Annotated in this window: 13 protein-coding genes; 5 read left to right on the top strand and 8 right to left on the bottom strand. The window is 66.6% G+C overall.

Going from position 1 to position 14,826, the window contains the following annotated elements:
• Positions 1-127: 127 nt before the first annotated feature.
• Together ACSF9G_RS07230 and ACSF9G_RS07225 are read right to left on the bottom strand one after the other, a co-directional pair.
• Positions 128-1,513 (bottom strand): DNA-packaging protein, encoded by a 1,386-nt coding sequence (locus tag ACSF9G_RS07230; protein ID WP_436639990.1) that lies wholly within the window; start codon positions 1,511-1,513, stop codon positions 128-130.
• The gene (locus tag ACSF9G_RS07225) at positions 1,452-2,048 is read right to left on the bottom strand and encodes a hypothetical protein (protein WP_436639988.1); all 597 of its coding nucleotides are present in this window, start codon (positions 2,046-2,048) and stop codon (positions 1,452-1,454) included. The genes ACSF9G_RS07230 and ACSF9G_RS07225 overlap by 62 nt, the downstream gene beginning before the upstream one ends.
• Before the next feature lie 661 nt (positions 2,049-2,709).
• On the opposite strand from ACSF9G_RS07225, the gene ACSF9G_RS07220 reads away from it, so the two are divergent.
• The 3 genes from ACSF9G_RS07220 (at position 2,710) to parA (ending at position 4,828) form a co-directional block, all read left to right on the top strand.
• On the top strand, positions 2,710-3,234 hold the full coding sequence (locus ACSF9G_RS07220; RefSeq protein ID WP_436639986.1) for a CC0125/CC1285 family lipoprotein: 525 nt from the start codon (positions 2,710-2,712) through the stop codon (positions 3,232-3,234).
• A 126-nt stretch (positions 3,235-3,360) separates the two neighbouring features.
• The gene (locus ACSF9G_RS07215; RefSeq protein WP_436639984.1) at positions 3,361-3,981 is read left to right on the top strand and encodes a hypothetical protein; all 621 of its coding nucleotides are present in this window, start codon (positions 3,361-3,363) and stop codon (positions 3,979-3,981) included.
• A 196-nt stretch (positions 3,982-4,177) separates the two neighbouring features.
• Entirely contained in the window at positions 4,178-4,828 is a 651-nt protein-coding gene (parA, locus tag ACSF9G_RS07210) for a ParA family partition ATPase (RefSeq protein ID WP_436639982.1), read from the top strand.
• Between the two features lie 396 nt (positions 4,829-5,224).
• Here the strand turns inward: parA and ACSF9G_RS07205 are convergent, their stop codons facing one another.
• The 3 genes from ACSF9G_RS07205 to ACSF9G_RS07195 all read right to left on the bottom strand — a co-directional run bounded on the left by ACSF9G_RS07205 (position 5,225) and on the right by ACSF9G_RS07195 (position 7,019).
• Entirely contained in the window at positions 5,225-5,617 is a 393-nt protein-coding gene (locus ACSF9G_RS07205; RefSeq protein ID WP_436639980.1) for a DUF1127 domain-containing protein, read from the bottom strand.
• Positions 5,618-5,763: 146 nt separating this feature from the next.
• Positions 5,764-6,444 (bottom strand): DUF1254 domain-containing protein, encoded by a 681-nt coding sequence (locus tag ACSF9G_RS07200; protein ID WP_436639978.1) that lies wholly within the window; start codon positions 6,442-6,444, stop codon positions 5,764-5,766.
• A complete protein-coding gene (locus ACSF9G_RS07195) occupies positions 6,441-7,019 on the bottom strand; it encodes a DUF1214 domain-containing protein (RefSeq protein WP_436639976.1) in 579 nt (192 codons plus the stop codon). Before ACSF9G_RS07195 ends, ACSF9G_RS07200 begins: the two co-directional genes overlap by 4 nt.
• A 244-nt stretch (positions 7,020-7,263) precedes the next feature.
• Between ACSF9G_RS07195 and rpsU the strand changes: the two genes are divergently transcribed.
• Both rpsU and ACSF9G_RS07185 read left to right on the top strand, forming a co-directional pair.
• Positions 7,264-7,509 (top strand): 30S ribosomal protein S21, encoded by a 246-nt coding sequence (rpsU, locus tag ACSF9G_RS07190; protein ID WP_436642069.1) that lies wholly within the window; start codon positions 7,264-7,266, stop codon positions 7,507-7,509.
• A 195-nt stretch (positions 7,510-7,704) separates the two neighbouring features.
• The gene (locus tag ACSF9G_RS07185) at positions 7,705-9,453 is read left to right on the top strand and encodes an adenylate/guanylate cyclase domain-containing protein (protein WP_436639974.1); all 1,749 of its coding nucleotides are present in this window, start codon (positions 7,705-7,707) and stop codon (positions 9,451-9,453) included.
• A gap of 33 nt (positions 9,454-9,486) precedes the next feature.
• On the opposite strand, the gene ACSF9G_RS07180 is transcribed toward ACSF9G_RS07185, so the two are convergent.
• The 3 genes from ACSF9G_RS07180 to ACSF9G_RS07170 form a co-directional block, all read right to left on the bottom strand.
• A complete protein-coding gene (locus ACSF9G_RS07180) occupies positions 9,487-11,031 on the bottom strand; it encodes a serine hydrolase (protein WP_436639972.1) in 1,545 nt (514 codons plus the stop codon).
• 138 nt (positions 11,032-11,169) lie between these two features.
• On the bottom strand, positions 11,170-13,407 hold the full coding sequence (locus ACSF9G_RS07175) for a transglycosylase domain-containing protein (RefSeq protein ID WP_436639970.1): 2,238 nt from the start codon (positions 13,405-13,407) through the stop codon (positions 11,170-11,172).
• 195 nt (positions 13,408-13,602) lie between these two features.
• Complete coding sequence (locus tag ACSF9G_RS07170; protein WP_436639968.1) at positions 13,603-14,736, bottom strand: hypothetical protein; 1,134 nt, start codon at positions 14,734-14,736, stop codon at positions 13,603-13,605.
• Positions 14,737-14,826: the final 90 nt, after the last annotated feature.

The following is a 14,826-nucleotide window of genomic DNA, read 5'->3' as shown; positions in this document are numbered from 1 at the left end:
TTCCGAAAGTCAGCACCCGTTGGCCGGGCACCGCAAGAGCGAATACAACGCCGCCTCATTAATATTTCGACCTGTTGTCGCACGGCAACAACGCCGTAACCCGCCCTGCCCCGGCCGTACCGCTGCGTCACAGCGCCCGGATGCGCGGCTCGGCGCCGGGCGCCAGCGCAAGCTCGCTCAGCGCCCACACCAGCGCGTCGAGCCGGTCCGGGCTACGGCCGTCCGACAGGCCGTCGAGGCCGAAATCGCACATCTCGTCCTCCAGCGCCGGCAGCGCGCCGACATGGGCGACGCGGCCCTGCTCGTAGAGCGCGGCGACCGGCTCGGCCCGCAGCCACTTGCCGCGGCGCGCATGCACCAGCCGCACCGGCACGGCGGCGTCGACCTCGCGGATCACCGCGGCCACCATGTCGCCGCCCTGGTTCGCCTCGGCGACCAGGCGGTCGGCGGACAGCCGGTGATAGAGCCCCACGGCACGCCGCGCCCAGGCGGTGGGCCGGGCACGCTCGAGCGTGGCGTCGGCGAGCACGAACAGCCCGCCGCCATCGGCCAGCCCGGCGGCGACGATGCCGCAGGCCGCGCCCTTGCGCGCCGAGCGCGATCCGGCCGGCGGATCGACGGCGACGACGACGCGGATCAGGTCGGGCGCGGCAACCACGCGGCCCGCCTCGATCGCGGTGCGCTTGAACAGGGCGTCGGGCCGCTCGGTGATCAGCTCGGCGTCCAGCTCCTGGCGGCCGAGCCGGGTGCCGCCGTAGCGCCCGGCCATGGTGTTCAGGAAGGCCGGGGCCAGGTTGCCGGCGTTTTCGCGCGTGCGCATCCGCGCCAGCACCGTTCCGGTGCCTGGCCCGGTGCCCGTACTATCGGCGCCCGCGTCCGCGATCAGGCGCTTCAGCAGCGGGATCGGCCGCGGCGTCGTGGTGACGAGTTGGCGCGGATCGGCGCCGAGGCGCAGGCCGAACTGCAGCATGTCCCAGGTCGCCTGGGCAAAGCGCCACTTGGCCAGCTCGTCCGACCAGGCGGCGGCGAATTGCGGCCCGCGCAGGGAATCCGGGTCTTCGGCCGAGAACACCTGCGCCACCGCGCCGTTGGCCCATTCGAGGCGCCGGCGCGACGGGCTCCAGGCCGGCCGCTCGTGCGGGCGATGCACCGTCAGGAGGCCGGAGACGCCCTCGACCATCACCTCGCGGCCGTCCTGCAAAGTCTCGGCCACCAGCGCGATCGGGCTCACCGGCGCGGATGCGACCGGCGCCACGCCCAGCGCCAGCGCGCGCACCCATTCGGCCCCGGCGCGCGTCTTGCCCGCGCCGCGGCCGCCGAGCAGAACCCAGGTCGACCATGCCGCCTGCCCCGCCAGCAGGCCGGGCGGCAACTGTGCGTCGCGCGCCCAGACCGGCCAGTCGGCACCGAGCCGGCGCCACTCCTCCGCCCTGATCAACCGGCAGGCAGCGTCAAACCGGCTGCTTTCCCAGCAATCCTTCCAGGCGGCGCGCAATCTCGTTACGGAAGTCATCGATATCCACCGGGCCTTCGTCGGCGGGCGCCGCCGTTGCGGCGGCTGCCGCCGCGGCGCCGCGCGCGTCGGCATTGTCCATGTCGATCAGCTTCTCGACCGTGCGCACGGCGGCCATCAGCGCCTGCGCATCGACGGTGGCACCGGGGGTGCCGGGGGCCCCTGAAGTGCCGTGGGCACCGGACGCACCGGACGCACCGGAGCCACTATCGCCGCCCTCGCCGCTCTCCCCGGGCGCGCCTTTAGACGCCGCGCCGCCGGAGACCGCCAGCGCCAGCACCTGGCGGGTGGCGGCCAGCCACAGCGTGTTGAGGACGGCGCGGCGGTTGCTCGGCTCGATCGCCGGGCCCGCCGCCTTCGGCCCCGGGCCGCGCTTCGCCCGCACCCAGCCGTTCTGGCGGGCATAGTCGAACACGGTCGCCCGGTTGACGCCGATCGTCCGGGCGATCTCGACGACGGTCATCTCGGGCTCGCCCTCGTAGAGCGCCCGCATCAGCGCGCGGTCGTCGCGGGTGACGGTGTGGCCGGTGGGCATGGGCAACTCCGTGTCAGGCCGCCGAAAGGTTCGGGGGGCCCCTGGGGGGCCCCTGGGGGGCCCCGGGGGGAACCGGGGGAACCGGGGGAACCGGGGGGTACGCGGCGGCGGGCCGCCCCCACCCGGCGCCGACGATCCCCTGTCTCCCGCCCGGAAATCTCCGGGCCGGACGTCTCCGGCCGGAAGTCTCCGGACCCGCTGTCTCCGGGCCTGTGGTGTCTGGATCTGTCGTGTCTGGGTCTGTGGTTTGGGGACCGTCGATCCAAGATCGTTGATCTTGGATCGTCGCTTTATGATCATCGATCTGGGATCGATGCCCGGGGATCGCCGGTCCGGCGCCCCGAAACCCGCGCCACCGCCAGCCACCCTGCGGGGTGTCCCGCCGGGCGACCCACCGGGCCTGCCTGTGTCAGGCGCAATTGTCGAGCATGGCGAAACCCTACAGGACCAGCGTCACGCTGTCAAGGAATTTTTTCCTATTCCAGAAAATGGCGTAACATCGCCAATCTCGGAAGTGCGAAAGGCGCGTCGATGGACGCATCCCATGAGATCGGGGCGCAGCCCTGTCCCTCATGTCAGATTCGACTCGCGGTTACCCTGGGTCATGCTACCATCGATAATGCTTCACGCGAATTGTGACTTAGGGTAGATGGGGGCAATCATGGTGAGAAGGTTCGGCCTGCTGTTCCTAGTAGTCGCGGCTCTCGCAATTTCCGCTTGCACGAAGTATCAGCCAGATTCCCTGGCCGGGGGCTTCTCAGAGATCCCCCTATCCAACAACGCCTACCGTATCGAAACACGCGGCAACAGCTTTGCATCTGCTGCGCTGGTGCGCGAAATCACGCTTGTCCGCGGCGCTGTGCTGACGCTGGACAACGGGTTCCAGAGATTTGTCGTTCTGGATCAGGCCGACTGGGAGAATATCAGCACAACGGTGCTGCCAGGCACCTACCAATCAAATTCAACGGTCCACGGCAGCATGATCGGGGGCAACATCTACGGCTCCGGATCGACGTTCGGCACCTACACGCCGCCCCAGACCATTCAGCACAGCAAGCCCAGCAACGCCATGGTCATCTACATGGTCCGGGAAGGCGAGCCCGGATATGAACAGGCTCTCGATCCGATGCAGATCATCCGCACCTTCGGAGCACGGGTCGGATACGAAGGCCAGTATCTCGGCTGAACCACGCAGCAATGCGCGGCCTGCTGCCCGTCTGGCGCGGCGTGGACGGGGGCACCGAAATCCGCTACAATTATATTCGCTGGCTCACTAAAAGGCGCCGAGCGTTGGTCGGCGCGGGAGGGGCGCATGGATTGCCCCGTATGCGAGGGGACGGGCGTCGTTGTCCTGGACCAGGAGGACGCTGCCCGCAGCGACTCCGACGGACGCGAACCGTCCGTCGCCTGCCGCTCCTGCGGCGGCAGCGGCATCCGGTCGGCCACCGGCGAAGCGCCGGATGCTGGCCGGAGTGAGGACCCAAGTCCGGGCCGGAATATGGGGCCTGCCACGCCCGAGGACGAGCTCTACACCACCCGCCAGCTTCTCGTGTTCACGCTGCGCTACAGTCGGGTGTTCCCGCCCGAGGCGACCGAAGGCTGGATCGACGGGCTGATCGCCCTCGACGCGATCGCGCCCGAGGCGGGGCGCGCGATCCTGGCGGAGCTGCGCGAGGGCTACGACTGGGCCAAGGCCCGCCACCGGCCCGACGGCGCCGATGCACCGGGCGCCGCGGCGCCAGGCACGGCAGCGGCCGACGGCGTGCTGGCAAGCGCCGGACTGGCGGGCGGGGGCGTGGCGGCGGCCGCGCTGGCCGATGGCGGCGTGGGGCTGGCCTTCCGCCGCGAGACCGGCGAGATCGAGCGCCATCTCGACCGGCTCGACACCCTGCTGATCGAAACCATCGCCCATCTCGACGCTGAGGCGGACTAGCCGAAAACCCCGATGGACGCGGGTTGCGGATTGCGGCCGGCGGGTTGCGTCTCGCTGTTGGCGATTAGGTTTTTGTTGCATTGCACAACGCGCGGTGCGAGGCTTGGCGCGTCAGGGAGACCCGCCGGGGCGCCACGCCGGGGTGCCAAGCCGGAGTGCCAAGCCGCGGGGAATCCCGCCACGCGCGGAGAACCGCATGGCCGGTTACGTCTTCACGCTAGCCCAGCAGAAGGGCGGATCGGGCAAGACCACGCTCGCCGCCCACCTCGCCGTCGCCTATGCGCTGGCCGGCAAGACCGTGGCGCTGCTCGATACCGATCCGCAGGGCAGTCTCGGCGAATGGTTCGAGGCGCGCGAGGCGCGGCTCGGCGAGGACCAGGCCGGGCTCGCGTTCCGGACCGCGTCTGGATGGGGGGCGCGGCGCGAGGCGCGGGCGCTGCGGCGCGACCATGACGTGGTGGTGATCGACACGCCGCCAAAGTCGGATCTCGAGGCGCGGCCGGCGATCGAAGTGGCCAGTCTCGTCATCGTGCCGATCCAGCCGACCCCGGTCGACCTGTGGGCGACCGACCCGACGCTCGAGCTGGCGGCCAAGGAACGGGTGGACGCGCTGCTGGTGGTCAACCGGGCGGTCCGGCGCGCTGCGCTGACCGGCGCCATGATCGCGCAGATCCATACGCTCGGCCACCGGGTCGCCGACAGCGCGCTCGGCAGCCGCGTTGCGTTCGCAGCATCGATGGGAGACGGCCGCACCGTCGTCGAGACCCAGCCGTCCGGCATCGCCGCGGGCGAAGTGCAGGCGCTGGCCGACGAAGTGCTGAAAACGGCGGACGAACTGGCCGGATAGCCCGGCTCAGCGCGGGGAAACGTCCTCGGACGGATCGCCGTAGACCGCCAGCATGGCGGCGCCCAGGACAATGGCAAAAACCACAACAGCCGCGGCAACCAACATCAACGCTGCCATCACACCACTCCAACAGCGGCACGGACCGGGAACGGTCCCGCCGCTCGCCTTGCGGCCGCTCCCCTTGCAATGGGGCCGACCAGTCAAAAACGATACCAGAAACCGATTAATCCCGCCTTACCGTGACGCAGCCAAGGTGGTTCGATGGCATAACCGGCCAAATACCATGGCAAAACCGTGGTGATGGCCCGGCCGGTGCGAGACCACAGCAACGCCCCAAAACGCGTTCGGCCCGCACGAGGCGGGCCGATCGGTTACTGCGCACGGGGCCGAGGTCGGTCAGGCGGCGCGCGGCAGCTCCACGTCGCTGGTCTCGGGCTTTTCGACCGGACGAAGATCGACGACGCCGGCAGCGGCCACGGGGCGGGCCGGACGGACGAAGGAGCCGTTGGCAACGGCCATGATGTCGCCGCGGCCCAGGCCGATATCGGCGAGGTCGCGATCGGTCATCCGCGACAGTTCGCGAACGATGCGGTCGGCCTCGCGCCGACGCTGCAGGCTGGCGACGCCACGCTTGCCGAGACGCACGATCAACGAGAACAGGCGCCCGATCCCGGATGCCGCTGCGATAATCATATTCGCGATCGCTTCGGCGCGCAGACGCTCGGCTTCGATCTGCAGCTCGCTGATGCGGCCGACAGACGCGTTTTGGCGATTGGTATTGGTAGTCATCTTACACTCCTGATGCTGCGATGCAGCAGTCTTTGAAACCCTTGTGTCACGGGAGATGTAAGGCGTTGGGAGAATTAGAAAAGCCGGTTATGTGGCAATGCAGCATTGCAGCCATCGCATACCTATAAACCGCACTATGTGCGCGTCTATCGCAGCGGCGACGGGCGCGGCAGCGGCGGGCCGACCGGCTCGGCGACGGGCGGCGGCGGGATGAAGGTCTCGCAGACCGTCGCGGCGACCGCGGCTTCCACGCGCGGGCGCATGCTCGGCGCGGCAACGAGCGCGCGGATCAGAGCGAAGCCGGTTGCCGAAGGCGACTCGATGGTGAGGATGGACTCGTCGGGTTCCGGGTACTCAAGCCGGAACTGCCGCATCTGGCGCGCGTCGCGGATCTCGATATCGAACCGCTTCGATGTCGCCGCCTCATCGTTCACGGCGTAGAAAATGACGCCGTCGCGGGTATGGAACGAAACCGACCAGTAGTCGCCGGGCATCGGAGCGGTAATGGCGAACGGCCCCTCGTCGAGGTCGAACATGCAGACCCCGTAGACGACCGCCGGATCCAATCCCGGCAGCACCTCGTCGCCGGGCTTGGCGCGCGGCAGAAGCGTGATGCCGACAGGCTCGGCAATGGCGACGATCCGCGACCAGGCATCCCGGGTGGCGAAATGCGGAATCACCAGAATCGTCGAGAGATGAACGATCGCCGCGAGGACCAGCGTTATGGCGGCGAGCCAGGCGGTTCGCCCGATATCGACCGAAAACCACCGATCGCGCTCACCACGCCAGACCGTCGCTCCGCGGATCGGCTGGATATGATCGCTCACCGGCACCCTCCCCGCTCGATCCTCGGCATCTCGATATCGGCAACGCTGCCGCCGGTTGCGATCGGCGTGTCGTAAAGGCGGAAGACCAGGCGCATCCGGTCGACGCGCTCGTCGCCGGGCAGCCAGTTTCCGGGACGGGCTTTCGCGCTAACGACGATGTCGAACGAGCCGTCCGGCTTGCGCAGGATGTCGGTGGAATTGAAACTGTAGCGGTCCGTCGGGTTCTCGATCAGGGACAGATCGGCGTCACGGTAGAGCGTCAGGGTCCACCACTGGGCGGCGGGCGTCCGGCCGGAGACGAGATAGTCGCATTTGCCGGTCAGCGGTTCGCCGTCGGAATCGTCGCGGGCCACGAAGGCCGCCCCCTCGGCCGCGGAAATCGGCAATTCGCCGGTGCGGGCGAAACGGGCGCGGATATAAGGGTCGGAATTCGAGGCACCGGCCGTCGGCCACGCGGTCCACGCGCCGACGCGGATGGATTCGAAGCCGATATCACCGACGACGGCCAGCCAGGCCGAGCCGATGCCGAGCACGGCGGCGACGATGATGACGGCAACGGTCTGAAACGGCGGCATGGCCTCAGGCGCCAGGAACGGTGGCGACGCGCTCGAAAGGATCACGCCTGCTTATAGCCGGGAAAGCGCATCACGCCAATTCGCCAACAACGGCGTCGGGCGGATGCACGTCCGATTTGCATTTTCCGTGAAATCCTCTAGGTAATGTGCATTCGCTCACCGATTTGCCCTTCCGCGCGCCCGTGGGCTTGCGCATGCAAGGGCCTGTCGCCGGTTCAACCTGATCTTCAAGAGGAGAAGTCCACTGCAAGTTCTCGTCCGTGACAACAATGTCGACCAGGCCCTTCGGGCCCTGAAGAAGAAACTGCAGCGCGAAGGCCTGTTCCGCGAAATGAAGCGGCGCAAGGCTTATGAAAAGCCGTCCGAGAAGCGCGCCCGCGAGAAGGGCGAAGCGATCCGCCGGGCCCGCAAGGCCGCCCGCAAGATGGCTCAGCGCGAAGGCCTAATCGCCCGCCCGAAGAAGCGCGCCACCGCCGGCGGCCGCCGCTAGGACGCGCGAGCGCCCGGGCAAGCCGATGGCTTGCCCCGCCCGACATTTTGATTCTTCCGAAAGACGATCGGCGGGCGCCCATGCGCCCGCGAGCGTTCCCGTGACCTGGCGGCCGATCCCGAGAATTCGCTTCTAGCGGCTCCGGGATTGGACCATACTCGCAAGGTCATCAAAGCCGCAGGAGCGGCTACGCGCGTGGAACGCAAACTTGTAGCGATCCTGTCCACCGACGTCGCCGGGTACAGCCGACTGACTGCGCTCGACGAAGAGGGGACTCTTCGCACGCTCGCCACCTACCAGCAGATCATAAGCGAGCTCACCGGCGAGCACGACGGCCGGGTCTTCGCCAATGCCGGCGACAGCGCGGTCGCGGAATTTCCCAGCCCGGTGCAGTCGCTACGGTGTGCTGTCGCGATCCAGCGCAGCCTTTCACGGCACAACAAGGACCTCGATCCCGGGCGGCGTATCGAGTTCCGCATCGGCGTCAATCTCGGCGACGTCGTAACGGCACACGGCAACCTGCTCGGCGACGGCGTCAACGTCGCCGCGCGGCTTCAGGAAATCGCCACGCCCGGGGGGATCTGCATATCCGGCTCGATCCGCGAGCAGATCTACGGCAAGGCCAACTTCCGGCTGACGCATCTGGGCGAACGGACGCTGAAGAACATCCCGCGCCCCGTCTCGGTCTACCGGGTCGACTGGGAGGCGGAAGATCCTACCGAATCCGGCATCCTCGGCGGCGCTCTGACCCTGCCCGACAAGCCGTCGATCGTGGTGCTGCCCTTCGTCAACATGAGCGGCGATCCCGAGCAGCAATATTTCGCCGACGGCATCACCGAAGACATCATCACCGCCCTGTCGCGGCATCGCTGGTTCTTCGTGATCGCCCGAAACACCAGCTTCATCTACAAGGATCGCGCGGTCGACATCAAAAAGATCGCGACCGATCTCGGCGTGCGCTACGTCCTGGAAGGCAGTGTCCGCAAGTCCGGAGACCGGGTCCGTGTCACCGGCCAGCTTATCGACGCGGAGACCAACGCCCACCTTTGGGCCGAGCGCTACGACCGATCATTCGAGGACGTCTTCGCGATCCAGGACGAGATCACGGAAAACGTCGTCGGTGCCATCGAGCCGGAGATCCTGATGGGGGAAGGCCGGCGCGCCATCCAGCAGACGAGAACCGACCCGGACGCCTTCGTATGCTGCTCGCGCGGCATGTGGCACCATTACCAGTTTACCCGGGACGATTTCGCCGAGGCCGAGAGGTGGGTGCGCCGGGCGATCGAGATCGACCCGCGATATGCCCGCGGCTACATGGCGCTCGCCCGGGTCCTGTTCGGCAAGTGCATCTTCAGCTGGACGACCGACGTCGACGCGGAACGGCTGGAGATCCTACGGCTGGCCGAGCGCGCCGTCGCTCTCGACGCGCGCGATCCCTACTGCCAGTACGCACTGTTCGCCGGCGCGATCCTCTCGCGCAACCATCAGGCCGCCCTAGCCGCGGCTCAACGGGCCATCGATCTCAATCCGAACTTCGCGCCGGGCCACCTGGCACTTGGCTGGGTTCGCATCTACATGGGCAATTTCGACGCCGCGCTCGATCCTCTCCTGAGGGCCCTGCGGCTCAGTCCCCAGGACCCGATCGGCTTCCTGTTCACGAGCCGGATCGCGTTGGCGCACTACCATCTCGGCAACTACGAGGAGGCCTTGCATTTCGCCAACCTGGCTCTGGCTTCGCGCCGGCTGCATCTGGTGCTGATCGTGGCGATCGCCAGCCTCGCCAGGCTCGGGCGGCCGAACGAGGCCTCCGCACTCGCTCGCGAAGCGGCCGAGGTCAGTCCCCAGGATCCGGATGGCTATTGGGAATCGGTTCATCCCTATGCCGACCCGGCCGACCGCCAGCACCTCTACGAAGGGCTGCGAAAGGCCGGGCTGGCTCTTTGAACTGGCTGCCGGGGCAGCCCCGGTCGGGCGGACCTACGGAGCCTCTCGGACAAGCGTTCCCATGCCGAGATCGTCGAGATCCTTGAGCGTGAGGGCCCCTGCCTTGCCGTCGGATCCGATCCGGAAGATGGCGGGCACCGGAAAGTCCGGCATCTCGTCATAGGGCGTGTAGAGGAACAGATCCCGGTCGAAATGCACGAGCGGGAACTGTTTCGCCCCATCCGGGCCGAGTTTCAGGACGAGGCCCTCGCCCTCCTCCGCGACCACCGCTTCCCCGAGATAGTCGTTGGCGTAGGTGCCGACATAGGCCGCCGCGGACAGCGCCGGCGACGGGTTGGCGGGCGGCGTCCCGTAGGTTTCCTTCGCCGCCTCGATCTCGGGGCCGAACATGCTCGCGTAGAGCGCGCTCCAGGGCTCCAGCCAATCTCGTTGCGGCGCGCCGTCGAAGACCAGGTCGAAAAAGGTGGCGGCGACGGCTTCGGGCGCGCCGGTCGGGAAGGCATTCGCAAGGACGACGATGCCGAGATCGTGGTCGGGCATCAGGTTGACGACGGAGCGGGCGCCGTTCGAGAAGGCGCCGGCGTGGCCCCAGACCGTTCCGCGGCGGCCGTATTCGACGTTCCAGCCGCGACCGTAAAAGCTCGGGCTGCCGTTGACCGGATGGGTGCCGCGCGTCATCAACGGCACGTGCATCGCGTCCATCGCCGCCTCGTCGATCAGCCGGTCGCCGTCGAAGACACCGCCCGACAGCACGAGCCGCATCCATTCGGCGAGATCGCCGACGGTCGAGGAAATACCGCCGGCCGGGGCCTGTGCGTCCGGCTCGCGGACCGACAGGGCCTGCCACTTGCCATCCTGGCGCACGTGCAGCGTCGCACGGTTCGCGTGAGCCACGAAATCGTCGTGGCGATAGCTCGTCGCCGTCATGCCGAGCGGGCCGAAAAGCTTGCGCTCGCCGGCGGCCTCCCAGCCCAGGTCGGCGGCACGGGCGGCAGCGACCGCGCCCTCGGTCAGGCCGAAATTCGAATAGGAATAGGCGGAGCGGAAGCTCGACGCGGGCGTCACCAGCCGCAGACGGCGCAGGACTTCGTCGCGCGGATAACCGAGGCTTTCGAGCTCGTTGCCGGCGTTCCCGGGCAAGCCCGAGCGATGCGCGAACAGGTCGGTGACCGTCAGCTGGGCGCTCGGATAGGCCTCGCTTAGCTGGAACTCCGGGTCGATGTCTGCGATGCGGCTATCCCAGGAGACCCGCCCCTCGCTCACCAGGGCGGCGACGACGGTCGCGGAGACGGCCTTGGACAGCGAAGCGACCTGGAACACGGTGTCGGGGTCGACCGGGGCGTCCTTGCCCTCCTCGCGGACGCCGAAGCCCCAGAGGTAGACGATCCGGTCCTTGTGGACGACGGCGACCGCCATGCCCGGCACCTCGCCATTCTCGACCAGGCCCTCGGCATAGGCCTCGAGTTTCGGCAAGGCCGCCTCGACGGCGCCGTCTGCCAGATCCTGCGCGGAGGCGGCGGACGGGAAAACAGCAAGGGAAACCAAGCCGGAAAGCAGCAAATCGCGAGCGAACCGCATCAGTCAAACTCCATCGAACGGGCCTGGACCCGCAGGGGTACCATGTTCGGCGGCAAAGCCAAATGACGCGCTCCCGCAGAAGCCCGGAATGGTGGACGCGCGGTTACCGGCAGGCGTCGGGCGATGGGGGCTTCCGGCTCAGTTGCCGCGAATGGTGATTTCCACGACCTTGTCCGGCGGCGTTTCCGTCTCGGCATTCGCCGGCGTCGCGGGCGGCGTCTGCGCCGGCTCGGGCGCGCGCCACCAGGCCGCCGTACCGCTTTCCTTCGCCCTCATCTCGGCGGAGGGGCCGGGCGGCGCGATGGGCTTGAGCGGCTTGGCCTCGCGCATCAGCTTCTCGATCTGGAAGAGCAGGATTTCCGACTGCTTGGAAAGCACCAGAGGCACCGGCGCGGGAATGGCCTCGCCATCCGGCCCGACCTGGGCGGCGGCGACCTCCGGCTGCGGCACGCCTCCGACACCGGGGATCGGTTTGATCTCGATGCCGTTGTGGGCATAGCTCATCAGCTTGTTCCAGGTCATCGCCGGCAAGCTGCCGCCGGTCATCCGGTTGGTGGAGCGGAAATCGTCGTTGCCCATCCAGATGGTGGCCACGTAGTTGCCGGTGAAACCGCAGAACCAGCCGTCGCGATAGGCGTTGGTGGTGCCGGTCTTGCCGGAGATCGGCGCGGTCGGGAACAGGGCGCGGCGGCCGGTCCCGAAATTGGCGGCCTGGTAGAGCATCGCGTTCAGTTGCGACACCTTGTCGGCGGGCACGACCTGCTGTCGCGGCGGCTCGTCGCGGCTGTGCCGGTAGATCAGGTTGCCCTCGCCGTCGCGGATGTCGACGATCGCGTAGGGCGTCAGCTTCAGGCCGCCGGAGGCAAGCGTGCCATAGCCAGCGAGCTGGTCCATGACCGTCATCTCGGACGCCCCGAGCGGCAGCGACTTGGAGATCACGAGCGGCGTCTTAACGCCCATGTTGTAGGCGTTCTCGACGATCTTGTCGCGGCCGACCGACTGGGCCAGACGCACCGCCACCGTATTGATCGAGTACTGCAGCGCCGTCGTCAGCGGGATGTTGCCGCGATAGCGGCGGCCGTAGTTCTGCGGCGACCATCCGCCGATGGTGATCGGCGCGTCGGGCACGATCGACTGCGGCGTAAAGCCGTTCATCAGCGCGGTCAGATAAACGTACGGCTTGAACGAGGAGCCGGGCTGGCGAAGGGCGGACGTGGCGCGGTTGAACTGGCTCACGCCGTAGTCGCGGCCGCCGACCATGGCACGCACGGCCCCGTCCTGCAGGTCGGACATCGCCATCGCGGCCTGGCTCGCCCCGTACTGCTTGCCGTACTGGCGCAGGCTCGATTCGACCGCGTCCTCTGCGACCTTCTGCAGGTTCATGTCGATGGTCGTCTTGGCGGTCAGCACGACCGCCTTGCCGCCGGTGATCCGCTTCACCTCCTCGAAGGCCCAGTCGAGGAAATAGTCGGGGGCGGTCACGCCGGACCGGTCGACCGGCGTCGCCGGATTGCGGCGGGCGGCATAGATCTGCCCCGCGGTCATGAACCCGGCCTGGACCATGTTCTCCAGCACCTCGTTGGCGCGGCCGCGGGCAGCCGGCAGGTCGATGTGCGGGGCATAGCGGCCCGGCGCCTTGAACAGGCCGGCGATCATCGCGGCCTCGGCCAGATTGATGTCGCGCACCGACTTGCCGAAATAGAACTCGGCGGCCGCGTCGACGCCGAAGGTGCCGCCGCCGAGATAGGCGCGGTCGAGATACAGCTTGAGGATGTCGTTCTTGGTCAGGTGGGTCTCCAGCCACATCGCCAGGAACGCTTCCTTGATCTTGCGCTCGATGGTGCGCTCGTTCGTCAGGAACAGGTTCTTGGCGAGCTGCTGGGTGAGGGAGGACCCGCCCTGCACCACGGTCTTGGCGCGCATGTTCTCGATCATGGCGCGCAAGGTGCCGCCGAAATCGATGCCGAAATGCTGGTAAAAACGCCGGTCCTCGGTGGCCAGCGTCGCCTTGATCATGTGGTCGGGGATCTCGTCGAGCGGCACCGAATCGTTGTGCAGGATGCCGCGCTTGCCGATCTCGTTGCCGTAGCGGTCGAGAAAGACGACCGAATAGTCGTTCTGGGACAACCAGTCGTCGGATGTCTCGTCGAAAGCGGGAATGGCGAGCGCCAGCATCAGCACGGCGCCGCCCGCCCCCATGGTCGCGGCGTCGGAGAAGAACTCGACCAGAACCCGGCGCCAACCCTTGACGTTGAAGCGCTCGAGCCGTGCCGAATAGGCCTCGATCGCCCGTTTCGCGCCTTCGAGGATGGAATAGAAGAACGCGTCTATGAAGGAATCGATTTCCAGCAGGCGCCGGCGGATTCGCGTTCCCAATCCGGATTTCTGACCGCTTTCAAAAGGGTCGCGCACGTCCTAACAACTCCGTCCGCACTCGTTTCCGCGAAAAGTCGCGCTCGCCCACGCGGTCTAGATGCGCAGCATAGCAGGTTTTGGCAAGGGATTCGCACTGTCTCACGGTAGTGTGAGGCGGGGAAAAAGGGGATTGGTTAGCGGGGATGGGCCCGCGCTTCAGTTCGCAGCGGCGTTTTCGGCCGGTGGGGGAATGCGGGCGTTCTCGATGTATTTCCGCAGCGCGTCCTCGATAACGGGGTTGGGCGGCCATCCAGGGTTGTCGCGATTTCGCCTCATGGAAACGATTACGTCCTCGTAGACCACCCGTGGATTTTCCGATCCGCCGACATAGCGAAGTCCGTAAATCGGCGCGTAGCTGATGATCACTTCGACGGTGCGATTTTCCTCGGTCATGTTCCCGGGCAAACCAAAGTTATTTGGTTTGGCCCTGATTGAGAGTCTCGCATTGCGGCCCTCCGGCATATTGGCGTTCCGCATCGCCTTCGCCGATCCGGATGTGTCGAACCGATACCAGTGCTCGCCGATACGGATGGGCTCGCCTTCTTCATACTCGGTTATGACGTCAACGTAGTTTACGTGATTTCTGTCGTCCGACGCATCCGTAACGAAGCGAACCGGCCAAAGGGCCGCCCTTCTAAGGTCGGTGAAATTATCTTCTGCGACCAACGACTTGTACGCGATCAGAAAATAGACCGGAGCGACCGACGCCGCGAACAGAAGAATGCCCCGAACAAAGCCGATCCGTGCGGGTGCGTACCTGATCGCCAGCAGGACGACGGGGACCAGCGCAATGACCTCGGGCCAGAATCCGAAGAGATTCTCCGGCGATGGAGGAGCATCGAGTCGAAACGCCGGATATAACCAGAATGATAAGCCAGCAAAGGCCGCAAAGACACTAAGTTCCAGTTTTTTAGAAACACCGGACCTCAGAATACCTGTAAATACCGCCAGCCCGGCAATTGCGATACCCACTCCTGCAACCAGGAACACAAGCGGCTGCAGGTCAGCCGCCATCGCAAAAGGAACCGCTATACTGAATGGGATAAGGGGCAGGAGAATCAGGCCGGCCACAAAAGTCGCGCCGCAAGTCCGCAGCAATTGCTCGAAGTTCCGCGGAGCGACAACGACCAACGCGTAGCCAAATAGCGCCGAGATCATAAACGCGATCGGCAACAATAAGACGTACGCGAGCCCAGGCATAAAGCGGGCTTCATACTGCGCAATCGAAACGAGAAAAGGACCAGTCACGATTGTCAACGCGATGAATATAATTCGCATGAATCCAGACATATATTTCGGTGCCCCGTGCGGAACGCTCGCATGAAATGACATACCGACGCCACTCGCGTTATAATTGCAATAAATGAACTGAATCTTATG

The organism is Microbaculum mangrovi, assembly GCF_051390635.1.
In the GTDB taxonomy this organism is placed as follows: Bacteria; Pseudomonadota; Alphaproteobacteria; order Rhizobiales; family Tepidamorphaceae; genus Microbaculum.
Note: the sequence above shows the minus strand (reverse complement) of the source record. Positions and strands in the feature narration are given on the sequence as shown.